This window comes from Shewanella schlegeliana (assembly GCF_016765635.1).
Lineage (GTDB): Bacteria > Pseudomonadota > Gammaproteobacteria > Enterobacterales > Shewanellaceae > Shewanella > Shewanella schlegeliana.
In genome coordinates this window covers 172,231-195,446 of sequence record NZ_JAESVD010000001.1, presented here as the reverse complement: position 1 = coordinate 195,446, position 23,216 = coordinate 172,231, and the positions used below count along the sequence as shown (strand labels likewise).

The following is a 23,216-nucleotide window of genomic DNA, read 5'->3' as shown; positions in this document are numbered from 1 at the left end:
AGTGTCATCCATCTATTTCAGGAATGTTTCTCAAATAGATAATTAAGCCTGTACCGAGACAAGCCAACATCACTTTGACCCAGATCAGAGGCACAATAACAATACTGGTTAAAAAACTCAGACCACTTACTATATAGGCTTTTTTCTTTAGACTTTTGCGGATAGCCCCCTGCGCCTGCCAATTTTTCAGTGCGTCTGCAAACCAAGGATGGCTCATCAACCATTGATACAATCTATCGCTAGAGCGAGCGAAGCAGTAGGCCGCAAGTAAAATAAACGGCACCGTAGGCAGTATTGGCAGTAAAATACCTAACAAGCCAAGGGCTAGACTGCAAAGCCCAAAAACAAGAAAAAAGCCACGCTTTAACGCCATTAATCAATCCTAAAAACAAAAGCCACTCGATATTGAGTGGCCAGTATAACCGAGCTTAACTTAAAGACGGATTAATTTAATCCCAAAACGATTAACCAAGATAGGGTCGCGGGTAATGTTGGGATCAACAATGCAAGAATAAAAATAATAAAATAACCAATGTTAAATGGGTCTTTAAACGGCTGACTCATAATTCCCTCTACTGACTGCAAAAGATTTTATTGATCTAGATCAATATTTACAGTCATTGTAGAGGTCAATCACACTAAAATAAAGCCTATTTGCCAATAAATTGTTTAACAATACCTTTGTGACTTAAATCCGTGAGTAGCTGTAAACATCCCTCATTTAAAGCTTCAACTTGCATACCAGTAAAGGTCTGCACGAGCCAATCCAGTAACTCCTCATAACTTAAGCTCTCATGCTGTGACAGGTAAGCGAGCACCTGAGCAGTTAACGGGTTTAACTGTAAGAAACGAACCTCTTCATTTAAGTCGCGATAAATACAAAAGTACTGAGGTGCTTCACTCGGTGCTTTAGGACGATAGTCGGGGCTAATATGCTGCACATCATAAGCATATTGTGCAATTTTAGACGTTGCAGAAACGCATAACCTAACACGCTCTAATGAAGGTTTTTCAGCAGTGATAAGTTTCTGCTGATGATTATCTTGAGCTACAGCCACCACTAACTCTAACCACTCATAGTGAGCAAGTTCGAGCATAAACGGTGGGTCAATTTCAGTGGCTTCGTATTCTGTTTGCAGAAATAGCAAAAACTCTTGAGCTATCCCAATAAAAATAGGGGTATGGCAGTCATGAGTTGCAAAGAAATTCTGGACTATATCTAGCCAATCCTGCTCCCTATAGAGACTCTTTAACACGGGAAAAGCATTTGATACGAATCCATCAAGATTATTAAAAAATAACTCTCGATAAATTTTCATACGACGCGCCTCGATGCCATCAGGTAAGGGGCGAGAAGGATCTTTAATGTAATCCATAAAGTTCTGCTGCAGATCAACAAAGTTCATTAAGCACTCCTTTTCAAACGCGCAACATGTCGGTTTTGATAATCATGAATTTGATTAATCTCCAGTAATAAATCACTGGTTTTAGGGATATTAAAATCGCGTTCTAATAAGGTTGGAAACACACCATGGTGCTGGTGACACTCTTCGAGTAGTCTCCAAACGGGATCGACGATATCCGCGCCATGGGTATCAACAATTAAATCCTCAGCCTCTTTATAATGTCCGGCAATGTGCAGATAAGTAATTCTTTCCGTCGGCATCACTTTTAAAAATTCAAGCGCATCATATTGATGATTAATTGAATTAACATAGATGTTATTTACATCCAAAAGCATCTTGCAGTCGGCCTCTTCCATTACTGCGGTGATAAATTCAGCTTCCGACATCTCGGCACTAGGGGCTGCATAAAAGGAGATATTCTCCAACACTAACTGCCTTTCAATAATGTCTTGCACCTGCTTCACTCGCTTAGCCACATACATAACCGCTTCCGATGTAAAGGGAATTGGCATTAAATCATACATATGCCCGGTCCCAGAGCAGTAACTTAAATGCTCTGAATAGACTTTCATCTGGTGTAGGTCCAAAAAATCTTTAACGCCTTTGACGAACTGAACATCAAGTGGTGCAGGACTGCCGATCGATAATGATAAACCATGACAGTAGAACTCGTGCTTTTCTGTCAGTTCTCTAAACTGACGACCAAACTTGCCACCAAGGGTCATCCAGTTTTCGGGCGCGACCTCGAAAAAATCGATTTCAGAGGGTACACCTTGGCAAAACTCATCTAACATCTCTCGCCTAAGGCCTAATCCAACTTGTCCCTTATTCACCTTACTGCTATTTGTCATACTACTGTCGCCTACATGCATCAAATCAGCTATACAAATAGGGCCAGCACAAGCTGGCCCCGTTTAATTATCAAAACGAATTACTTAGCACCGCCGCATTTACCTTCACCACATTTACCCTCTTTCTTCACTTTTTTATCGCCGCCGCACTTACCTTCACCACACTTACCTTCTTTGGCTTTCATCTTATCTTCACCGCACTTGCCTTCGCCGCATTTACCTTCTTTGGCTTTCATCTTATCTTCGCCACATTTGCCTTCGCCGCATTTGCCTTCTTTGGCTTTCATCTTATCTTCGCCGCATTTGCCTTCGCCGCACTTACCTTCTTTGCTCTTTTTCTTATCGGCACCACATTTACCTTCACCGCACTTACCTTCACCTTCAAGTAACTGGTAACCAGCTTGCATCTCACTATAGCCAAATGGGCTTGCTTGCACACTTGCTGCCAATGCGCTTCCCATTACAACAGCACCTACAGCGACAGTAATTGCAGTTTTATTCACTAATTTCATGATCTCATCCCTCTTACATAATCAACATTGGTTCGGTTACCAACAAGGTATTTTGCTGGCTTGCTAAACTAGACCTGCCAACCCGCATTTAAATTTCAAAAATTTTACATTCATCACATTTATGACCCATGAAAGCTGATAGGTCAAATTATGCTAGTCCTTATATCAATGTTCAAACGCAATTTTCCCTACTGTCCAGGACATGACAAAAGCTAGCTACCTTAAGGGGTAGCAATTAGATAAAAGTAAAGCCGATACTCTCATTGACTAAAAACAAAATAACGCAGTCTATTTGGTCGAGGGTTTAAGATGAGGTAGAATGCGGCGCCTTTAAAATATACCGATATGTTGGACAGTTCAGTGCGAATAATTTTGGCGCCTATGGAAGGCGTTGTAGACGATTTAATGCGAGAGATCCTCTCTGCTATCAACCCTTATGATCTAATGGTCACCGAGTTTGTTCGTGTGGTGGATCAACTGCTACCTGAAAAGGTCTTTTATCGCATATGCCCTGAATTACAAACAGGAGGCCAGACCTTGTCTGGTACGCCTGTGCGTGTACAACTACTTGGCCAAGACCCCGACTGGATGGCAGAAAATGCGATTAGAGCCGTCGAATTAGGCTCAAAAGGCGTTGATGTGAATTTTGGCTGTCCGGCAAAAATGGTTAACCGCAGCAATGGTGGTGCGGTGATGCTGCAGTACCCTGAGCAACTGTATAAAGTGGTCAAAGCAATGCGTGATGCCGTACCGAGTGATCAGCCAGTAACGGCCAAGATTCGTTTAGGCTTTAATGATAAATCACTCTATATGGAAAATGCTCTCGCCATTTATGAAGCAGGAGCCAATGAACTTGCCGTACATGCCCGCAGTAAAGTTGATGGCTACAAGCCACCAGCCTACTGGGAATATATTACGGATATTAATGCCAAACTTCCTATCCCTGTTATTGCCAATGGTGAGATCTGGAATCGTGCCGATGCTCAGCGCTGCATGGATGTTACCGGCTGTGATAGCGTGATGGTGGGACGTGGGGCGATTTCACTGCCAAATCTTGCAGCACATATAAAAGGTGATGAAGCGTACACTTGGCAGCAATCTCTGGGACTAATGCTTGAATACACTAACCGTGAATTAGAAGGCAGAAAAAGTACCTATTACCCCGCCCGAATTAAGCAGTGGTTTAGCTACCTAAACCGCCAGTACCCACAAGCCGATGAACTATTTAGAGAGCTAAGGGTATATAAAACAGCCGATGAAATCATCGATGTCTTACAAGCGGCACAAGAGCGTTTAACTAACCAAGTTTAACCATTTGGATTTAGTTGGTTAATGACCAACATACACAATCCAGTGAGCTATTTAGAGGATTTAAATAGCTCAGAGTGTTTAAAATAAATGATGAGTTCATCGCTGTACCACAAGATTTAAACGAGCGTTTAGTGAATTAATTAGCATTTTATTGCACTAAATCCGCAAAATATAGCGCTGAATTGATCTTAGTCATAACGAATCACGCCTGCATGTTTAGACTAAAAAGCCGTAAAGTTAATAATTGTAGGCGACCTAAGTGAGTACAAACCATATCAAACAAACCTTATCCGAGATCGAATCGGAACTAAGAGCGAAGATTGGTGCACTCCCCGAAATGCAAGCCAAGCTAATGGAACAGCATAATTATTCTCTTTGTGAGCTCATTCAAGTCATGACTGATGTTCACCTATGCGAACACCCACTGTTTTTAAAGTTAATGAGCCTAGATGCTGCGCGTTGTCAGCTTGAAATTGGTTTATATGGTGTATGCAGTGATTGTGAGAGTAATATCGAACCTGAGCAACTCGCTAAGGACCCATTAGAGCAGCGCTGCATTAGCTGTAGTGGACAGTTCAAGCGTCAACATAGGCAAGAGTTAAGACTTAATCATTAATATTAACTCGCAAAGCATTCGCTATCATTTCTCGCGATTTATCCATAAAAAAAACCTCCGACTTGCGGAGGTTTTTTATTATCTACTAATCGTATCAAATTGAGATTAGCACTTCGGGCTGATACGTAGCGAGTATGTACGACTTAAGGCTGAAGCTGTCACTATTAAGTTAAAGTCAGTATTTAACTTAGCGTATACACCACCATTGATATAACCGCGGAACCTAACAGCGAAACAGTCTTGGTTAAACTCTTCATGTTAGTCAAGAATTGAAGTATCTAAACCACTTTTCCAATCTAAGCTTAGGCCTTCAGATACGAAAGCAACGTTGACATCATTGCCGTAAAGGCCACCTTGAAAGCATCAAACATAAATGACTATTCAACATTCATTAAAAATTTATAAAAAATGCCTCTATGAACTAGAGGCATTTTTGTCGTTTATGGCTATGTACTGGCAATTAATTCTAAGTGCTAATACTGACTAAGGCTCAGCATCATACTCAATAGTTATATGAGGCACTCATTCTCATCAAGTAAGTTAATTTTCACACACGACAAAAGCTAGCGAGTCAGGATCTTGTCCTCGTATTTCAAACCCTCCAGGCTCAACCAACTCGCCAATAGCTAAACGATAATTAAACCATGAACCTACCTCGTCAGTGTCTAACTCTGACGTCCAAAAGAAACGAACCAACGGCCAAGTTGATGCTTCTGCATGGTGCTCATTCATATAGTCATTAAATTGATTAGCGCTAGAAACTAGCTGCTTTCCTCTTCTTTTGCATTCATCAATTGCTGTTTCTACTTTTAAAGCTGCATAGCCATACTCTGTTGGGCCTGTTACTTGGTTACCGAATTCATCGGTATAAACAATATACTCTTTAGAATCGACGGACTCATCAAAGTGTGTCTCACTTGCCAAAAGGGGGCGGTGATAAGGAATAAACTCTATAACACTTAATGGCACTGTATCTTTAAATGTGTTGCTTTCAAATACAGCTAAGGCAGTGATATCTGTAGTACCAATCGCTTCACCAGTAACAACGCCACTGTCGTTATCAATTGTTGCTGCAGCGGTATTACTGCTGCTCCAAGAAACCAAGGTTTCAGCCGTCACGTCAAGTGTTGAACCGTCAGAAAACAATGCGGTGGCAGTATAAGCTAAGGTTTTTCCCTCAGGCACTTTTCCTACTTTAGGCGTTACCTCAATAGCCGTCACTGCTGCAGGTGCAACCGTCAGCTCTGCAGATGCAGTAAACTCAGCGCCATTCGCGTTACCTGATGCGGTAATGGTGACGGTACCGACTGTAACACCCGTTGCGATCCCCGTATCGGTATCGATAGTTGCGATATTGTTGTCGCTGCTGCTCCACGACAATGCAGCATTTGTGGTCACATCTAGCACACTTGAGTCAGATAAAAGTGCTTGCGCTGTAAAGGCTTGCTCTAAACCTGCTACTACACTGGCATCAAACGGCGTGACTTGCAGACTGGTTACCGTGGCATCCGTTACCGTCAGCTCAGCAGAAGCGGTAAACTCGGTGCCATTGGCACTGCCCGAGGCTGTAATGATAACTGTACCTGCAGCAACACCTGTTGCGATGCCCGTATCGGTATCGATAGTTGCAATATTGCTGTCGCTGCTGCTCCACGACAATACGCTATCGGTGGTTACATCTAGCACACTAGAATCAGACATTAACGCTTGCGCTGTAAAGGCTTGCTCTAACCCAGCTGCAACACTGGCATCAAGCGGCGTAACTTGCAGGCTGGTGACCGTGGCATCCGTTACCCTCAGCTCAGCAGAAGCAGTAAACTCGGCGCCATTGGCACTGCCCGAGGCAGTAATGGTGACCGTACCGACTGCAACACCCGTTGCGATCCCTGTATCGGTATCGATAGTTGCAATATTGCTGTTGCTACTGCTCCACGACAATGCACTATCGGTGGTTACATCTAGCACACTAGAATCAGACATTAACGCTTGCGCTGTAAAGGCTTGCTCCAATCCAGCCACCACAGTGGCATCAAGCGGCGTAACTTGCAGGCTTGTTACCGTGGCATCCGTTACGGTCAGCTTTGCTGACGCACTAAACTCGGCTCCATTCGCATTACCCGATGCTGTAATGGTAACGGTACCGACTGCAACACCCGTTGCGATCCCCGTATCGGTATCAATGGTTGCAATATTGCTGTCGCTGCTGCTCCACGACAATGCAGCATTCGTGGTCACATCTAACACACTTGAGTCTGATAAAAGTGCTTGCGCTGTAAGGGCTTGCTCTAACCCCGCCACCACAGTGGCATCAAGTGGCGTGATTTGCAGGCTTGTTACTGTGGCATTCGTTACCGTCAGTTCTGCTGATGCCGTAAACTCAGCGCCATTCGCATTACCCGAGGCAGTAATGGTAACGGTACCGACTGCAACACCCGTTGCGATCCCCGTATCGGTATCGATAGTTGCAATATTGGTGTCGTTGCTACTCCAAGACAATGCACTATCGGTGGTCACATCTAACACACTAGAGTCAGACATTAATGCTTGTGCAGTAAAGGCTTGCTCTAGCCCTGCGACTACAGTGGTATCCTGTGGTGTGATTTGCAGACTGGTTACTGTGGCATTCGTTACCGTCAGTTCTGCTGATGCCGTAAACTCGGTGCCATTGGCACTGCCCGAGGCTGTAATGGTGACCGTACCGACTGCAACACCCGTTGCGATCCCTGTATCGGTATCGATAGTTGCAATATTGCTGTCGCTACTGCTCCACGACAATGCACTATCGGTGGTTACATCTAGCACACTAGAGTCAGACATTAACGCTTGCGCTGTAAAGGCTTGCTCCAATCCAGCCACCACAGTGGCATCAAGCGGCGTAACTTGCAGGCTTGTTACCGTGGCATCCGTTACGGTCAGCTTTGCTGACGCACTAAACTCGGCTCCATTCGCATTACCCGAGGCTGTAATGGTGACGGTACCGACTGCAACACCTGTTGCGATGCCCGTATCGGTATCAATGGTTACAATATTGCTGTCGCTGCTGCTCCAAGAAAGTATTTTGTCAGTGGTTACATCAATGACTGAGTTATCACTCATCTTAGCCAATGCTTTGTATTGCAAACTTAAACCTGCCGGGCTTTGTACTACAGCTGGCGTAACTTGTAAGCTCACAATTGTGGGGTCATTCGGCCCAGTGACTAACCCTTTATCATCGCTACCGCATGCAGTTAGGGTTAACACTGCTATAAGCATCAGCGAAAAAAATTGCATTAATCGTTTCATTGTGGCTCTCCAATATAAACCTGTGCTTTAGACTTAAACTCTACCTCTGTTTTTCTGTTCAATGCCCTTCCCTGCGCCGTGTCATTACTCGCTTTGGGTCTAAGCTCGCCGTTACCTCGGACAGTAATAAGCTCGGCATCAACACCTTTTGAAATTAAATGATCGCCAACAGCTTGCGCACGCTTCTCTGATAAGGTTTGGTTATACCCCATGGCACCTTTACTGTCGGCATTACCCGTGATCACAACCGTTACTTGAGTTTGTTTGGCTTTTTCAATTAGTGGTGGCAACTCATTCGACTTGTCATGGAACGATGTAGAGTCAAAGTCTGCGTCCAATAAAACACGCATCACAGTGGCAGGCACAACAGATTTTGCATCTGGTGTAATTACTGCAGGAATGGTTTTTACGGTGGCACTTGTGGTAGCTCTTGCAGCGGAGCCAAAGCGATAGGTTAGGCCTAGCGAACCAAAGTAAGCGTCTGAAGATCCGCGATTATCATTTGCGTCACCAATAAATTGGTACTCCGCTCGAGCCGATAAACGCTTAGTTAACTTATAATCAAGCCCGACTGCGGTTGTTAGCCCCCAACCAGATGGTTTTGAGTCACCCGCCCATGACGTTTCTCTATCAATATATTTATAAGCTCCACCTAATCGAGCATATAGTGCTACTCGCTCGGTTAAGCCATATGAAAACTTAGCCGTTAGCTCTGCACCAGACATATTCGCCTTGGTGTAGCCCCCTTGATATAGCGCCGATATCGTGCCGTAATTGGTAGCCCCAGCTTCAAGCGCAAACCAGTCATTAAATTGATAACCACCATATAGTCCGTAACCCATAGAGTTATCATCGCAGTCGATGGCATTTTTAGCACAGGCACCGTGAAATTCAGAGAATCCACCTCTAGCACCTACATACCAATTCGGCGTTTCAACAGGTGCAAATGAGCTAGTGTTGCTAATATTAGTATTTGAGTCTGTAGGTAAATCAGCATTAGCTGCAAATACGGGCATGATTGGCAGCAAGCTGACCAATAACACTCTACTTCTAGTTCTTTTCATCTCAATTCTCCCCCATAAGAACTTGCAGTTTTAAACAAAATATAAGAGCTAAACCTTATATATTTCATCTATATAAAGCGGGGCATTGTGACAAATAAGCAAACGCCCAAACCATAAGTGAAGCGAATAACTATGATGTAAAACGCTTATCTAACTGATTAATTTTTGAGTGAGAACCGCAACCATGCTGAAAAGGAAACACAAAACGCTTATGGGAGTTAACACATTTTTATTATTGATTTTTGTGACCTATATCCACATTTAAAGTAAGGACACATCTTCGTTGACTCATCATCTAGGCACATTTAAAAAATTTCGTTGACTAGTAATCCACACTAGAGCTCTGCTCCCAGTATCCCAAAACCAGAATGCATGACTTAATGAACAAAATGTCTCTAAGGGATATTTAATTTTTCCCATAAAAAAAACCTCCGACTTGCGGAGGTTTTTTATTATCTAAGTTGCATTACCGAACTAAGGTTAGAACTTCTGGTTCAATCTTAGGTAATAAGTACGACCCAATACATCATATAGGCCCGTATTCGTGTCACGGTAGCCTGCGAAGTCATACCAGCTTGGCGCCTCTTCATCAAAGATATTGTTCACACCTACGGTGATGCTACCATTCCAATCATGCGTGTAACCCACTTGGAAGTTGTGCTTCATGTAGCTTGGTACGTCAATGATGTAGTCATACCCTTCATCACGTAGGTCTTGCCCTGATTGACTACCGATATATACAGTGGTCCAGGCTGCATTGAAGTCATTCAAGTACCAGCTAGCAACAAAGTTACCACGCCAGTCAGGGTAGTCCTGACTACCTGCATACTCAACCATTTCAGATGTCGCATCAGCTTGCTTATCAAATGCCATTACATGTGAAACGTCCAGCTTGAAGTTGAAATCACCAAAACCTGTTTCAAGGTTGTACGCTGTGACAAAATCGAGACCTGAAGTCTCAACAGAAGCGATATTTTCTACACCCGCTTCAATGTACTCAATCTTACCGTCGGCTCCACGATGAATTTTATCAGAGCTACCATTAATCTGCTCATCATATAAAAGATCATCAATACCCACTGATTCGATCTTATTATCATAAACGATGGAGTAGTAAGAAAGTTCAATATTCCATTCATCGGTTACGTTCCAAACACCACCAAGCGTTAACGAGTTACCTTCTTCGGCTTCTAGATCTGCGTTACCACCGTACCACGTCTTATATTGGTTAGTTGGTGAACAGTAATCTGGGTCAGCAGCATCACCGTTAGCACCACACCAAACTGGATCATAACCGCTTTCGAAGCTAAGTGATTTAGATGAGAACATCTCGCCCATGTTTGGTGCGCGGAAAGAGTCACCATAACTTGCACGAAGTAGCAATGAATCAACTGGACGCCAGCTTAGACCAAATTTAGGTACTACCGCATCGAAAGTCGAAGATTCTGTCACTAACCCCTCAGGACCAGTCAAGCTACCTTCTTGCTCATAACGCTCATAACGTACTGCTGCAGATAGCTCAACATCTGCAGGTAGACCCATTTGGAATTCTACATACCCAGCGGTACGGTCACGTGTTGCGTCAACATCGTCACCCCCAGAGCCACCAGAGATGATCCCCGCAGCAGACTCAGGATCACTGGTTTGCTTAAAGTTAATCATTTCATATTCGGCACCAGCAACCATGGCTAATGAAACAGCATCATTTTCAAAAATCAGCGTTGAGGCAAGACCATCAATTTGTGTACTTTCAAATTTACCCTGATAAACACCTGTATGTGCAGCGGCGCCATAAAGACCAGCCATCTGTCTTTCCCACTCATCATATGCTAAACCTTGAGTGTTAAAGATGTCATACTCACCCGTATCAATTTCACTCTGGATTATGTTGTCATTGATCAAGTTATAGTTGAATGAATTCGTTGTAGAAGCTGAGTGCTGTAGATTAACTTCCCAATCTAAACCATTACCCACATCACTAAAACCAACCAACCCGCCTAAGATATCGAAGTTATCCGTTTCAGTTAGGGTATCACGCTCACCAATCTGAACTGAACGCATGTAAATTTTCATGTCTGCGCCAGTAGGATTGTACTGATTGTCAGCATCCATAATAGGGTAATTTGTCGATACAGGCGTACCAGCATAACGTGTATGGGTTTCAGTGAATGATGCTGAACCACGCCCACGGAACTGAATATTTTCAGTGAGTTCATAACTATAGTTAGTCATAAATGAGTTACGTGTTACATCACCAAATAATTTAGTTACTTCACCATAGCTGTAGAAACAACGGCCATTGTTTTCACCGTCAGTTCCATCTGCAACATTTTCAGTCTCTGAACACATCTGTGAATTTGAATAGAAATCATAAATGTTGCTTGGAGTACCGTCATCGTTGAAGATAGGGTTACCATCGCCATCAACTTTTTGAACTCCAGTATCATAGTAACCATTAGGCACTGAACTGAAAGAGCTATAATCACTGTAAGTTGGGTCATTTAAATCCCAAACATCACGGTCCATCACATGCTTGGTATCGTAATACTCATAAGTGAAAGTGATGTTACCTTTATCAGTGTTAAAACCCGTCGCTAATGAGAAACGATTAGCATCGCCACCTTCAATCGTTGGTTGTTCAGTACTAAAGTCCAATTGAACACCATCAAAATCTTTCTTAGTGATAATGTTAATTACACCAGCAACCGCATCTGAACCATAAACCGCCGATGCACCATCACGAAGAATTTCAATTCGTTCAACAATTGCCATTGGGATTTGCGAAGTATCAGCAACAGCACCAGAGCTTGAGCTAGTACCAGGCATACGACGACCATCTAGTAAAACAAGAGTTGCAGAAGCGCCAAGACCACGAAGGTTAACACTGCTCGTTGCGCTACCGCCTGCGCCGTAACCAGACATACCACGCCATGAACCAAAGCTATTTACTGCAGAGTTATTTAAAACGTCTGCAACCGTTTTTTCACCCGTCATTGCAATATCAGCGGCACTGATTACTGTAACTGGTGAAACAGTTTCCATATCAACTTGTTTAATACGCGAACCAGTTACTTCGATGCGTTCTACTTTTTCATCTGCAGCTTCTTCTGCAAATGCAAACCCGGATAAAGCAACACTTGTCGCGGCAGCTGCTATAAAGCTACGACGTACTGCTTTTGCGGTTAAGGTTACAGAGTTCATATTTATCCCCTCATATTCCGCTTTTAAAATGCCGGAATAGTTATATTTATTTTTTATTCTTTAAAAGGAAGTTAAACACTTCGCAATAAATACTGTTTAAATTTAACTTTTAAGTCAACCGATATCACATAAAAATAACCAAAAAGATATCAATTGATACAAACAGAGGTGGGAAAATACAAGCAAACATCAAAACAACTTTAAAAACAACAACATATAAAAACACCAAAAAAGTCAGACTTGTTAACAAAACATGTATCACGAAATGATACACTTGAAAACCAACTATTAAAAACGAAGGCGAGATTTAACAATTGACACTAGAAATAAGAGAGAAAAGAATAAAAAAACCATCTAAAATTTAAATAAAGAAACAGCAAAGCCTATTATCGCGCACTAGTTCAACACAAATACAATGACAACCAAAATGCAACACAATATTAACCACGAGTTACAGCATGTATCAAAATCTATATAGTTAACGAACTCAGCAATTAAATTGTTAAAACCGGTAATAAAGAGGAACCACTCATTACTAAACCATCTCTGTCATTTAAGATCCCTCTTCATTAATTCAATAAACATATTAATTAGAGTTTACTTAATAAATTTCAGTATAGGCTTCTATACTGACTTAAAAGTAAACGGCTTTAAGACGACGAAGACTATCAATAGATGGAGGAAGCACTGAAAAACTCTATGAAGATTTAAGCCAGCCGAAAAATAGCAAACTGGAACAAATTGATACCGTTCAGTAAAAACGATTAAAGACTACAGCTTGTTTTCTACTGGCTATGCAACTTATAGCCTGGGCGATAATAGAACTCTGCAACTAGATTTTGAGTAAAACAGCGTAGCCCTACAGCTCCCTTTTCTCATACTCGCTCTACTGATGCTACAACATCAGAACCGCTGGCAATGAAGAGCAGCGTTCTTATCGATGCTATCAAAGAGGTTGTCTCTTCCCCTTAAGCGGCAAACATGAGCTAAGCATTACTCGTTAAATGCTAAACATACTAAATTTTAAGCAAAAAAAAGGAGCCATACGGCTCCCTCTTTCCTCACTCTCGAATTAACGAGTGCGTGGGCATAGCTCTTCAGTGCTGAAGAAGTATGCAATTTCGCGCTCTGCAGAGGCTACTGCATCAGAACCATGAACTGCGTTCTCATCGATGCTGTCAGCGAAATCGCTACGGATTGTACCGCGAGCAGCTTCAGCTGGATTCGTTGCGCCCATGATTTCACGGTTAGCTAGAACAGCATTTTCGCCTTCTAAAACTTGAACACAGATAGGACCTGAAGTCATAAATGCAACTAGCGCACCAAAGAATGGACGCTCGCTGTGCTCAGCGTAGAAGCCTTCTGCTTGTTCTTGGCTTAGGTGAACCATTTTAGAAGCGATGATTTTCAGGCCAGCCGTTTCAAAACGGTTGTAGATAGCGCCAATGTGGTTTTTTGCAACTGCATCAGGCTTAATGATAGAAAAAGTACGTTCGATAGCCATGAAAAGCTTCCTTCTTATATAAACGGGTTTTAATTTTCGCGCGGATTATACGAAATTAAAGACCCATTGCCTACCCTTAAGCCCCAAACTAGTTGAGGTAAGTCCGATATCGAAACCAAAAAACCTAGACTGCCTCACACTTTTTCGGATTTAAAACCTGTTAAATCAGATAAAACAGCATTAGCTAAACAATTAGATGACAATGGACATCAATCAAACCAAAGTCTGTTACTTACGTTTTTTTACCCAAATGAAGCCTGCAGCAATCACGGCTAACAAGGCAATAGCGGGTGCAAGCTCAACGAAATGGTGGAATAAACCAACTCCACCGTGGCCCTCATGTGCCATTACCGTCATTGGTGTTAACAATACTGCTGCTAATAACTTACGCATAGAAACTTCCCTTTTGTTTGATATTGTTGTTTTATGATTTTGCTAGAAACCTGCAAAGCTCAAAGCTCAAAGCTCGACTATAAGCTAAAGTTAATCAACTAAGGGACTTTTGATGCGGATCAAACCTAGGCGGTTTTATGTGCACCAAGGGCGTTAGATAAGACAATGATCACACTTTAACCACGTTCGACTCACAATGGGTTATTTTTCGGCAATCCAATTAGCTTGAATCGCCTCGAGTATTCTTTCGTTGCAATGTTTTGGATCGTCATCAAAACATTCTAGGGCTAACACCCATTCATTAAGATCAGTGAAACGAATTTTTTCCGGCTCAACATCTGGATACTTATCAATTAATTGAAGTGCAATTTCTAACGAATCGATCCACTTAAGCTTCATAACGACTCTCCTTTCGTGCAAACATAATTAAGTATAAAACATGGAGCGCGACTTACTGGTGAAATCACTGCTATAGGCTCATCCATGATGACGGTTCCAATACTACAATTGCCTGCAAAACTGTTAGCGGCTAAATAAAAGAATAAGCAGAATATTCCCTACAAAACCCAAATGGTAGTTCAGAGGCGGTGAGAGATAGTGTATAAGGCGATTTCTGTAAGGAACACAGTGTTCTTTAGCTTGTTTATAGGTCTGTTCACCTTTTCGACCAGTCTCACAACAGCTAACACCTTAGCGTAATTGCATTGTGTCTGTGATAGAGGCTGAAGACTCAATAGGTAAACCTTTAAAGTGCGAACTTACTAGGTTCAGGCCAATAGAAACAAAAAAGCCAGTAGACTTAGCTACTGGCTTTTACAAAAGCGATTTAAATTGGCTAAGTTATTAGCCTTCGCTGACCATGTTAATTGTATACTTAGGGATATCTACAACAAGATCCGCATCAGGTACTCTAGACTGGCAAGATAGGCGACTCTCAGGCTCAAGACCCCACGCTTTATCTAGCATGTCATCTTCAAGTTCATCGCTCTCTTCTAGCTCATCGAAACCTTCACGAATGATCACGTGACAAGTGGTACAAGCGCATGACTTTTCACAAGCGTGTTCGATATTGATACCATTACGCAGCGCAACATCTAATACCGTTTCACCGACATTCGCTTCAACTACAGCGCCATCCGGACATAACTCTTCATGGGGTAAAAATACAATTTGTGGCATAACCTTACCTATATATTGTCAACCGACTGCCCTTTTAGAGCGAGTCGAATTGAATTATCCATACGCTTAGCAGCAAAGTCCTGCGTCGCTGTATCTAATACTTCGATAGCCGCTTCAATAGCATCGGCATCCCCTTCACTCGCAATTTGAGCAAGTGAAGCCATATTCGCTTGGATAGCGCTTAGCTCATCCGCTGATAGCAATTCGCCATCTTTATTTAATGCAGCATTGAGTGACTCGAGTACGCGAGCCGCTTCAACTTGCTTCTCAGCCAACATACGGCGAGTAATATCCTCTTTGGCGTTGGCCATTGAATCTTTTAACATGCTGCCAATTTCTTCATCGCTTAAGCCAAAAGATGGCTTAACTTGGATGCTTGCTTGCACGCCGGTGGACTTTTCCATAGCTGTAACGCTGAGCAGACCGTCAGCATCAACTTGGAAGGTCACACGGATATGCGCCGCACCCGCTGCAAGTGGTGGGATCCCTTTCAAGGTAAATCGAGCAAGTGAGCGGCAATCTGCCACTAACTCGCGCTCACCTTGAACCACATGGAATGCCATCGCGGTTTGTCCATCTTTAAAGGTGGTAAACTCTTGTGCGCGGGCAACAGGTATCGTAGTGTTACGAGAAACGACTTTCTCAACAAGACCGCCCATGGTCTCAACCCCAAGTGACAGCGGGATAACATCGAGTAGTAACAAGTCAGACTCTGGCTTGTTACCCACTAAAATGTCGGCTTGAATCGCTGCACCAATCGCCACAACACGATCAGGATCGATTGAAGTGAGCGGCACTTTACCCATGAAGTTTTCAACTTCTTGGCGTACTAAAGGTACTCGAGTAGAACCACCAACCATTACAGTTTCAAGTACTTCTTCGCTAGTCACACCGGCATCACGCAGTGCACGGCGGCAGCTACTGATTGTTTTTTTAACTAGTTTGCCAATTAAGCTATCAAACAGATCGCGGCTAATGGTTAACGTCAGCGTATTGCCTTCATCATCAACCACTGAAGCAACAGTCTCAGCAGAGTCTGTTAATGCTTCTTTTACGCGTCTCGCTTCAATCTGCATTTTACGGTTCATGCTAGCGCTTGCAGAGCTTAGCTGCCACTGCTCAGCAAAATGCGCTTGCAGCATGTGGTCGAAATCGTCTCCACCTAATGCAGAGTCGCCGCCCGTTGCTAGCACCTCAAACACGCCTTTGTTCAAACGTAGAATGGAGATATCGAATGTACCACCGCCTAAGTCATAAACGGCAATCACGCCCTCTTGACCAGAATCTAATCCATAAGCGATAGCTGCTGCGGTAGGCTCGTTTAATAAACGCAATACTTTAACGCCAGTCAAAGATGCTGCATCTTTCGTACCTTGGCGCTGTGCATCATCGAAATAAGCTGGCACGGTGATCACCACGCCCTCTAATGTGCCGCCTAACGTTGACTCGGCGCGCGCCACCAGCGGTTTTAAGATCTCTGATGAAATTTGAACAGGGTTAACTTTACCGTTTGGTGTCACGAAAATAGGTAAACCGTGCTCACTTGCTTCGAAAGCATAAGGCAGTGCCTGCGAGCCCGATTGAATATCTTCAAGACTGCGGCCCATAAAGCGCTTAATTGACACTATGGTATTTTGTGGATCTTGAGCAGAAAATGCTTCAGCTTCACGACCAACAAAAACACCGTCTTGGGTATATCGGACGACAGAAGGCAATGAATGCTGTGAATCTTCATCGGGTAAAGTATTCGCCACGCCGCTACGTACCGCAGCAACAAGTGAGTTAGTGGTGCCTAAATCGATCCCGACTGCGAGACGATGTTGGTGGGGAGCAGCGCTCTGTCCAGGCTCTGCTATCTGCAAAAGTGCCATATATATCCAACTTAAAAAATGTTGGCTCAATGTCTTGAGCCAACAATATTATAAAATTAACACGGTTGACTAATCTAAGAGTGCGTCTTCCACTCGAGTCAACTCATCTTGTAATTTTGCCATGAACTTGAGTTTACGAATTTGCTCTGCCGCCTGCAAATGGTCAGCCTCAAACTCGCTAACCAGTAATGGCTTTAAATCTGTCGTAATTTGCTTGGCATACTGCTCAAAAGAATCGTAGAGTTCGGCAATTTCAGAGTCGGGATCATCGCTATGCTTGATCTCTTCAAGTGACTCACGCCATTCCATCTGCTGCATTAAAAATTGAGTATCTTTTAATGTGGTCGATTCGTGGCTCAATTCTAACCCTTTCAGTGCAAGCAAATGCTCGGCTCGTTGAATGGGATTTTTTAGAGTTTGAAAGCCATCATTAATTTGCGCAGTACGCTGTACAGACAGACGCTTATCTTGCTCACTCGCGTTAGCAAATTTGTCAGGATGAACCGCCCGTTGCAGTTCGCGGTAGCGCTCTGCAAGTAAGGCGGTGTCGACATCATAGGAAGGAAGTAAACTAAACAGCTCGAAATAATTCATAGTTTTACTTTTAATGACTTAAACGGTAAAGCTCTCACCGCAGCCACATTCACCTTTCGCATTAGGGTTATTGAACTGGAAACCTTCGTTAAGACCTTCTTTAACAAAGTCCAACTCAATCCCTTGAAGATAGATAAAGCTTTTGGCATCGATGATGATCTTGACACCATCGACATCATAAATCTCATCATCATCGTTAAGATCATCAACAAATTCCAGCACGTAAGCCATGCCTGAACAGCCCGATGTCTTAAGCCCTAAGCGTAAGCCTAGACCTTTGCCGCGACTAGCTAGAAAGCTCTTAACTCGGTCAGCCGCAGCGGGAGTGATACTAATTGCCATCTTAACTCCAGGTATTACTTAGTTTGCTTAGTCTTATACTCTTCTAGCGCAGCCTTGATCGCATCTTCAGCCAAAATAGAACAGTGAATCTTAACTGGCGGCAAAGCTAACTCTTCAGCGATATCAGTGTTCTTAATCGCACGAGCTTCTTCAACCGTCTTACCTTTAACCCACTCAGTCACAAGTGAGCTAGAAGCGATAGCACTACCACAACCATAAGTTTTGAACTTTGCGTCTTCGATAATACCGTTATCATCGATACGCAGTTGCAGCTTCATTACGTCACCACAAGCTGGCGCACCAACCATACCCGTTACCACTGATGGGTCGTTTTTATCGAATGAACCCACGTTACGTGGATTTTCATAATGATCGATTACTTTTTCGCTATAAGCCATGATACAACTCCAATTTATCTATTCGTCAATTTAGCTAAGGTTAATGATGTGCCCACTGAACAGAGTCCAGATCGATACCGTCTTTGAACATTTCCCAAAGCGGAGACATTTCCCTTAAATTACCAATAGATTCTTTAATCGTTTCTATTGCATGGTCGATCTCTTCGTCTGTCGTGAAACGACCGATTGAGAATCGAATTGAGCTGTGTGCCATCTCATCGTTTAGACCTAATGCACGCAGTACATAACTTGGTTCAAGGCTTGCTGAAGTACATGCAGAACCAGACGATACCGCTAGATCTTTTAGCGCCATCATGAGTGATTCACCTTCAACGAAGTTAAAGCTGACATTCAGGCTACCACAAGCTCTTTTTTCCATATCACCGTTGACGTAAGTCTCTTCGATATGCTTGATACCATTCCACAGCTTGTCACGTAGACGACCAATACGCTCGTTATCCGTTTCCATATCAGCTTTAGCAATGGCCGCAGCTTCACCCATACCCACAATTTGGTGAGTTGCTAGGGTACCACTACGCATGCCACGCTCGTGTCCACCACCGTGCATCGCAGCTTCTAAGCGAATACGTGGCTTACGGCTGACATAAAGCGCGCCGATACCTTTAGGTCCATACATCTTGTGACCAGAAATAGACATTAGGTCAACTTTGGTCGCTTGTACGTCGATAGGTAGTTTGCCAGCACTTTGCGCAGCATCAACATGGAAAATAATTTTTCGAGAACGACAAAGCTCGCCGATAGCATCAATATCTTGGATAACACCAATTTCGTTGTTCACCTGCATGATGCTCACTAAAATAGTGTCTTCACGCATCGCCGCTTCAATCATCTCGATAGGGATCAAACCACTTGGCTCAGGCTGAAGATAAGTGACTTCATAACCTTCACGCTCAAGCTGGCGACAAGTGTCTAAAACGGCTTTATGTTCAGTTTTGCTAGTGATGATGTGCTTACCCTTCTTATGGTAGAAGTGAGCAACACCTTTAATCGCAAGGTTGTCTGACTCAGTCGCACCAGAAGTAAACACGATTTCACGCGGATCGGCATTAATCAGCTCTGCAACTTGGTTACGAGCGATATCAACAGCCTCTTCGGCTTGCCAACCGTAACGGTGAGAACGAGACGCTGGATTACCAAAAATACCGTCCATTGTCAGGCATTGCATCATTTTCTCTGCGACACGAGGGTCAACCGGCGTCGTCGCAGCATAATCTAAATAGATAGGTAGCTTCATCACACACTCCGTACTTTGTAGCCTCCAGTGGAGACCACTTACAACGTACAAAAAATAATTTTTATATTCATAACAGAGGCTTTTAGATACTTAGCCTTTGTTCCTGCTGCAATTTATCCTGTTTAACGGAGATAAACTGCACATCTCTTTTATGCATCAACCCTGCTAACGAAATGCCATTTAAGAAATCAGAAATCTGACTGCTTAAATCTCCCCAGAGAGAATGGGTTAAACATCGTGTTCCACTCTGGCAGTTACCGTGACCTTGACAGCGAGTTGCATCGACAGACTCATCAACCGCACGTACAACCATTCCAACGGAAATATCGCAAGCATCTGTACCTAGGCGATATCCACCACCTGGGCCACGTACACTTGAAACCAAACCATTTTTTCTGAGTTTTGCGAAGAGTTGTTCGAGGTAAGATAGAGAGATCCCTTGACGCTCGGAAATATCGGCCAATGGTACGGGACCATTAGTTGAGTGCATGGCAACATCTAACATTGCAGTTACTGCGTACCGACCTTTCGATGTAAGTTTCATGGCTACTACGTCTCCCAAAAAAGCATAGGCTAATTTCAACATACCCGACTATTTTAGTCAAGTATAAAACCTAGCAATCTGGTCAGGTATTAATAGGATCATGACGAGTTAAATACCCCGTCATTTTGCTGGGGTATTTAACCTGTTTATTAGGCAAGATTCAATGGCATTTGGGATTTTAACCCCACATTAATCTAGATAATGGGATCAAACTCATCTATAGACTTCTGACGCTTCTGCGCTGCCGCTAATTCATCTTCGCTAAAATCTTCCACATCCAGCTCAGGTAGCTTTTCAGTACAGACGCTTCCACCAAGGGTTTGAACGGCTTGGCAGACCTCTTGAACTTTCGAGTCCATCAGGTGCATATGATCCAACATCTGGCCAATGGCATTGGCGACAGGGTCTGGATTATCAGGCGATACGGCGTAGGCATCAAAGCCATACTTCTTCGCCATCTCTGTGCGGCGCTGAGAGGTTTCTTTTGATTGAGCCGATGGTGTCGCCACCACTCGTCCCGGAATACCAACAACCGTGGTGTCTGCTGGCACATCTTTAACCACCACTGAATTAGAACCGACTCGAGCACCATCATTCATAGTGATAGGACCTAAGATTTTTGCACCGGCACCAATTACCACATTATTGCCTAATGTAGGGTGACGTTTACCCGACTGCCATGTCGTTCCACCTAAGGTCACACCATGATAAAGGGTGCAATCGTTGCCAATCTCGGCGGTTTCACCAATTACCACGCCCATACCGTGATCGATAAAGAAGCGATCACCGATAGTGGCACCAGGGTGAATTTCAACCCCGGTTAACCAACGAGAGAAGGTCGATAAACATCGCGCTGAAAGCCGCCAATTTCTTACCCAGAGTTTATGACTCACCCTGTGGATCCAGATAGCTTGCATTCCAGGGTAATTGAATAAAATCTCAATAGTCCCGTTTGCAGCTGGATCTCTATGGTAAATAGAGGCTATGTCGTCTTTCAGTCTTGCGATAACACCCATTTAGCAACTTCCTTTTAGCGCTTTTACTTATCTTTAGTCTCGTTCTTAGAGACAACTTTATCAATCGAGGTCAAAATGCCGCGCAAAATGTTCATCTCTTGGCGCTCAATGCGCGTACGGCTGAACAAACGACGTAACTTAGTCATCACCTGACCTGGGTGACTTTTAACAATAAAGTTAGTCGACAATAACGTAGTCTCTAAATGCTCAAAGAAATTCTCACGTTCTCTTGAAGATGGATACGCTTCTTCATTCTCAGCAACAGGTTCAATTCCCGTTTTCTCTGCCGTACTCAACTCTTGAGCAAGGTGCGCCACTCGCGCCTCGTAACAGATAATCTGTACCGCTTGCGCCAAGTTTAGCGAGGTATACTCTGGGTTGGCAGGAATGGCAACGTGGTAATCACAGCGCTGTAGCTCTTCATTCGTTAGACCATTGTTTTCACGGCCGAAGACAATTGCAACAGGACTCGTTAACGCTGAACCAACTAGCTTTTCACCCGCTTCGCGAGGCTCAAGCATAGGCCAGTCTAGGGTACGGCTGCGGGCACTAGTTGCAATAACAAGGCTACAATCGGCAATGGCCTCTTCAACAGAGCCTACAGTAATGGCGTGCTTAAGAATATCTGATGCACCTGCCGCTAACGCGATCGAGTGACCATCTGGCTCAACTTTTGGCTCAGCTAGATATAAAGTGGATAATCCCATGGTTTTCATAGCACGGGCTGTAGAACCTATATTCCCTGGATGGGAAGTACCGACAAGAACGACGCGAATATTGCTGAGCATGAAACTACTTAATTTTTCTGAGGGAACACGTGAAAGAATGTTACCACAGGCGACACATTTTGCTTATACAAAAATCAGTATTTGATATAACCATCAAATAGAGTATAATCCGCCTCCGATAATTTATATCCGTTCTTTTACATCCAGGGGATTTGCAATGCTTCCAATGCATACCATTGCTGTGCGCGCTGCTCGCGCTGCCGGCCAAACAATTTTGCGCGCCTATGCGGAACTAGACCGAGTTGAAGTCAGTTCAAAAGGTGTTAACGACTACGTAACTAACGTAGACAAGGAAGCTGAAGCTGCAATCACGTATCAGATCCGTAAATCTTACCCAGATCACACTATTGTTTGTGAAGAAAGCGGCGAGAACAAAGGAACAAATAAAGATTACGTTTGGATTGTTGACCCTCTGGATGGCACTAATAACTTCGTAAGAGGCATTCCTCATTTTGCTGTCTCAATTGCGATGCAATTCAAAGGCAAAACAGAAGTCGCTGTTGTTTACGATCCTATCCGTGACGAGCTATTCTCTGCAGTGCGCGGTAAATTCGCTAAGCTTAACGATTTCCGCATCCGTGTAGCGAACAAAGATCTAGGCGAAACTATCATTGCGACTGGATTCCCATTCAAGGCTAAGCAACACACTGAAACTTACATGAAGTTGTTCGCAACTGCATTCACTCAGTCTGCCGACGTACGTCGTGCCGGTTCTGCTGCACTTGATTTAGCATACCTTGCTGCTGGCCGTGTAGATGGTTTCTTCGAAATTGGTCTAAAGCCATGGGATATCGCTGCTGGCGATCTAATCGTGCGCGAAGCTGGCGGTACAGTAACTGACTTTACAGGTAACCATAACTACCTAGCATCAGGCAACATCGTTGCAGGCTCGCCAAAGGTTACTACTGCATTAGTTAAATCTTTCCGCCCATTATTGAGCGAAGCACTTAAGCGTTAATCTCGCTTAGTTGACTAAGAAACCGCCTTTTAGGCGGTTTTTTTATGCCTAAAATTCAAAACTGGCCAAAATGCTCTAAACTCTTAAAACCTAATTCAATTTTCTTAGGTATTACAAAGACAAATATCAAA

22 protein-coding genes are annotated in these 23,216 nt (G+C 43.5%); 3 read left to right on the top strand and 19 right to left on the bottom strand.

What is annotated here, in order from left to right; translation table 11 throughout:
• Positions 1-4: 4 nt before the first annotated feature.
• The 4 genes from JMA39_RS00950 to JMA39_RS00935 all read right to left on the bottom strand — a co-directional run bounded on the left by JMA39_RS00950 (position 5) and on the right by JMA39_RS00935 (position 2,769).
• Positions 5-373, bottom strand: a complete 369-nt coding sequence (locus JMA39_RS00950; RefSeq protein ID WP_202719968.1) for a YbaN family protein — start codon at positions 371-373, stop codon at positions 5-7.
• Between the two features lie 277 nt (positions 374-650).
• The gene (locus tag JMA39_RS00945) at positions 651-1,406 is read right to left on the bottom strand and encodes an HvfC family RiPP maturation protein (RefSeq protein ID WP_202719967.1); all 756 of its coding nucleotides are present in this window, start codon (positions 1,404-1,406) and stop codon (positions 651-653) included.
• Complete coding sequence (locus tag JMA39_RS00940) at positions 1,406-2,257, bottom strand: HvfB family MNIO-type RiPP peptide maturase (RefSeq protein WP_202719966.1); 852 nt, start codon at positions 2,255-2,257, stop codon at positions 1,406-1,408. The genes JMA39_RS00945 and JMA39_RS00940 overlap by 1 nt, the downstream gene beginning before the upstream one ends.
• 80 nt (positions 2,258-2,337) lie before the next feature.
• Positions 2,338-2,769 carry an HvfA family oxazolone/thioamide-modified RiPP metallophore gene (locus tag JMA39_RS00935; protein ID WP_202719965.1) on the bottom strand — a complete coding sequence of 144 codons (432 nt, stop codon included), beginning with the start codon at positions 2,767-2,769 and terminating at the stop codon, positions 2,338-2,340.
• Between the two features lie 360 nt (positions 2,770-3,129).
• Between JMA39_RS00935 and dusC the strand changes: the two genes are divergently transcribed.
• Complete coding sequence (gene dusC / locus JMA39_RS00930; RefSeq protein ID WP_202719964.1) at positions 3,130-4,080, top strand: tRNA dihydrouridine(16) synthase DusC; 951 nt, start codon at positions 3,130-3,132, stop codon at positions 4,078-4,080.
• A 259-nt stretch (positions 4,081-4,339) separates the two neighbouring features.
• Positions 4,340-4,696 (top strand): TraR/DksA family transcriptional regulator, encoded by a 357-nt coding sequence (locus tag JMA39_RS00925; protein ID WP_202719963.1) that lies wholly within the window; start codon positions 4,340-4,342, stop codon positions 4,694-4,696.
• Positions 4,697-5,236: 540 nt separating this feature from the next.
• Here JMA39_RS00925 and JMA39_RS00920 read toward each other — a convergent pair.
• The 15 genes from JMA39_RS00920 to trmJ all read right to left on the bottom strand — a co-directional run bounded on the left by JMA39_RS00920 (position 5,237) and on the right by trmJ (position 22,127).
• Positions 5,237-7,978: a beta strand repeat-containing protein gene (locus JMA39_RS00920; RefSeq protein ID WP_202719962.1), complete on the bottom strand. Its 2,742-nt coding sequence runs from the start codon at positions 7,976-7,978 to the stop codon at positions 5,237-5,239.
• Positions 7,975-9,042, bottom strand: coding sequence for an outer membrane beta-barrel protein (locus tag JMA39_RS00915; RefSeq protein WP_202719961.1), 1,068 nt, complete (start codon positions 9,040-9,042; stop codon positions 7,975-7,977). Before JMA39_RS00915 ends, JMA39_RS00920 begins: the two co-directional genes overlap by 4 nt.
• Positions 9,043-9,522: 480 nt before the next feature.
• Positions 9,523-12,243, bottom strand: coding sequence for a TonB-dependent receptor (locus tag JMA39_RS00910; RefSeq protein WP_202719960.1), 2,721 nt, complete (start codon positions 12,241-12,243; stop codon positions 9,523-9,525).
• A 1,072-nt stretch (positions 12,244-13,315) separates the two neighbouring features.
• The gene (gene ndk, locus JMA39_RS00905; RefSeq protein WP_202719959.1) at positions 13,316-13,747 is read right to left on the bottom strand and encodes a nucleoside-diphosphate kinase; all 432 of its coding nucleotides are present in this window, start codon (positions 13,745-13,747) and stop codon (positions 13,316-13,318) included.
• 228 nt (positions 13,748-13,975) lie between these two features.
• Positions 13,976-14,140: a hypothetical protein gene (locus JMA39_RS00900; RefSeq protein WP_202719958.1), complete on the bottom strand. Its 165-nt coding sequence runs from the start codon at positions 14,138-14,140 to the stop codon at positions 13,976-13,978.
• A gap of 201 nt (positions 14,141-14,341) precedes the next feature.
• On the bottom strand, positions 14,342-14,539 hold the full coding sequence (iscX, locus tag JMA39_RS00895; protein ID WP_202719957.1) for a Fe-S cluster assembly protein IscX: 198 nt from the start codon (positions 14,537-14,539) through the stop codon (positions 14,342-14,344).
• 444 nt (positions 14,540-14,983) lie between these two features.
• Positions 14,984-15,319, bottom strand: coding sequence for an ISC system 2Fe-2S type ferredoxin (gene fdx / locus JMA39_RS00890; RefSeq protein ID WP_202719956.1), 336 nt, complete (start codon positions 15,317-15,319; stop codon positions 14,984-14,986).
• A gap of 8 nt (positions 15,320-15,327) precedes the next feature.
• Positions 15,328-17,190, bottom strand: coding sequence for a Fe-S protein assembly chaperone HscA (hscA, locus tag JMA39_RS00885; RefSeq protein ID WP_202719955.1), 1,863 nt, complete (start codon positions 17,188-17,190; stop codon positions 15,328-15,330).
• Between the two features lie 69 nt (positions 17,191-17,259).
• Entirely contained in the window at positions 17,260-17,784 is a 525-nt protein-coding gene (hscB, locus tag JMA39_RS00880; RefSeq protein WP_202719954.1) for a co-chaperone HscB, read from the bottom strand.
• A gap of 18 nt (positions 17,785-17,802) precedes the next feature.
• The gene (iscA, locus tag JMA39_RS00875) at positions 17,803-18,126 is read right to left on the bottom strand and encodes an iron-sulfur cluster assembly protein IscA (RefSeq protein ID WP_202719953.1); all 324 of its coding nucleotides are present in this window, start codon (positions 18,124-18,126) and stop codon (positions 17,803-17,805) included.
• Between the two features lie 14 nt (positions 18,127-18,140).
• The gene (gene iscU / locus JMA39_RS00870; RefSeq protein ID WP_202719952.1) at positions 18,141-18,524 is read right to left on the bottom strand and encodes a Fe-S cluster assembly scaffold IscU; all 384 of its coding nucleotides are present in this window, start codon (positions 18,522-18,524) and stop codon (positions 18,141-18,143) included.
• Between the two features lie 40 nt (positions 18,525-18,564).
• Positions 18,565-19,779 (bottom strand): IscS subfamily cysteine desulfurase, encoded by a 1,215-nt coding sequence (locus JMA39_RS00865; protein WP_202719951.1) that lies wholly within the window; start codon positions 19,777-19,779, stop codon positions 18,565-18,567.
• A gap of 82 nt (positions 19,780-19,861) precedes the next feature.
• Positions 19,862-20,323, bottom strand: a complete 462-nt coding sequence (gene iscR, locus JMA39_RS00860; RefSeq protein ID WP_202719950.1) for a Fe-S cluster assembly transcriptional regulator IscR — start codon at positions 20,321-20,323, stop codon at positions 19,862-19,864.
• Positions 20,324-20,517: 194 nt separating this feature from the next.
• Positions 20,518-21,339, bottom strand: coding sequence for a serine O-acetyltransferase (cysE, locus tag JMA39_RS00855; protein ID WP_202719949.1), 822 nt, complete (start codon positions 21,337-21,339; stop codon positions 20,518-20,520).
• Positions 21,340-21,362: 23 nt separating this feature from the next.
• The gene (gene trmJ / locus JMA39_RS00850; protein ID WP_202719948.1) at positions 21,363-22,127 is read right to left on the bottom strand and encodes a tRNA (cytosine(32)/uridine(32)-2'-O)-methyltransferase TrmJ; all 765 of its coding nucleotides are present in this window, start codon (positions 22,125-22,127) and stop codon (positions 21,363-21,365) included.
• A gap of 157 nt (positions 22,128-22,284) precedes the next feature.
• On the opposite strand from trmJ, the gene suhB reads away from it, so the two are divergent.
• Positions 22,285-23,085 carry an inositol-1-monophosphatase gene (gene suhB / locus JMA39_RS00845; protein ID WP_202719947.1) on the top strand — a complete coding sequence of 267 codons (801 nt, stop codon included), beginning with the start codon at positions 22,285-22,287 and terminating at the stop codon, positions 23,083-23,085.
• The last annotated feature ends 131 nt before the right edge of the window (positions 23,086-23,216 follow it).

Excerpts from the sequence above, each read along its gene's own strand:
- trmJ (WP_202719948.1), bottom strand. The coding sequence starts at position 22,127 with ATGCTCAGCAATATTCGCGTCGTTCTTGTCGGTACTTCCCATCCAGGG.
- iscA (WP_202719953.1), bottom strand. The coding sequence starts at position 18,126 with ATGGCAATTAGTATCACTCCCGCTGCGGCTGACCGAGTTAAGAGCTTT.
- JMA39_RS00945 (WP_202719967.1), bottom strand. The coding sequence starts at position 1,406 with ATGAACTTTGTTGATCTGCAGCAGAACTTTATGGATTACATTAAAGAT.
- JMA39_RS00920 (WP_202719962.1), bottom strand. The coding sequence starts at position 7,978 with ATGAAACGATTAATGCAATTTTTTTCGCTGATGCTTATAGCAGTGTTA.
- hscB (WP_202719954.1), bottom strand. The coding sequence starts at position 17,784 with ATGAATTATTTCGAGCTGTTTAGTTTACTTCCTTCCTATGATGTCGAC.
- JMA39_RS00940 (WP_202719966.1), bottom strand. The coding sequence starts at position 2,257 with ATGACAAATAGCAGTAAGGTGAATAAGGGACAAGTTGGATTAGGCCTT.
- JMA39_RS00865 (WP_202719951.1), bottom strand. The coding sequence starts at position 19,779 with ATGAAGCTACCTATCTATTTAGATTATGCTGCGACGACGCCGGTTGAC.
- iscX (WP_202719957.1), bottom strand. The coding sequence starts at position 14,539 with ATGAAGCTTAAGTGGATCGATTCGTTAGAAATTGCACTTCAATTAATT.
- fdx (WP_202719956.1), bottom strand. The coding sequence starts at position 15,319 with ATGCCACAAATTGTATTTTTACCCCATGAAGAGTTATGTCCGGATGGC.
- iscU (WP_202719952.1), bottom strand. The coding sequence starts at position 18,524 with ATGGCTTATAGCGAAAAAGTAATCGATCATTATGAAAATCCACGTAAC.
- JMA39_RS00950 (WP_202719968.1), bottom strand. The coding sequence starts at position 373 with ATGGCGTTAAAGCGTGGCTTTTTTCTTGTTTTTGGGCTTTGCAGTCTA.
- ndk (WP_202719959.1), bottom strand. The coding sequence starts at position 13,747 with ATGGCTATCGAACGTACTTTTTCTATCATTAAGCCTGATGCAGTTGCA.
- JMA39_RS00910 (WP_202719960.1), bottom strand. The coding sequence starts at position 12,243 with ATGAACTCTGTAACCTTAACCGCAAAAGCAGTACGTCGTAGCTTTATA.
- cysE (WP_202719949.1), bottom strand. The coding sequence starts at position 21,339 with ATGGGTGTTATCGCAAGACTGAAAGACGACATAGCCTCTATTTACCAT.
- suhB (WP_202719947.1), top strand. The coding sequence starts at position 22,285 with ATGCTTCCAATGCATACCATTGCTGTGCGCGCTGCTCGCGCTGCCGGC.
- JMA39_RS00935 (WP_202719965.1), bottom strand. The coding sequence starts at position 2,769 with ATGAAATTAGTGAATAAAACTGCAATTACTGTCGCTGTAGGTGCTGTT.
- iscR (WP_202719950.1), bottom strand. The coding sequence starts at position 20,323 with ATGAAACTTACATCGAAAGGTCGGTACGCAGTAACTGCAATGTTAGAT.
- hscA (WP_202719955.1), bottom strand. The coding sequence starts at position 17,190 with ATGGCACTTTTGCAGATAGCAGAGCCTGGACAGAGCGCTGCTCCCCAC.
- JMA39_RS00915 (WP_202719961.1), bottom strand. The coding sequence starts at position 9,042 with ATGAAAAGAACTAGAAGTAGAGTGTTATTGGTCAGCTTGCTGCCAATC.
- JMA39_RS00900 (WP_202719958.1), bottom strand. The coding sequence starts at position 14,140 with ATGCGTAAGTTATTAGCAGCAGTATTGTTAACACCAATGACGGTAATG.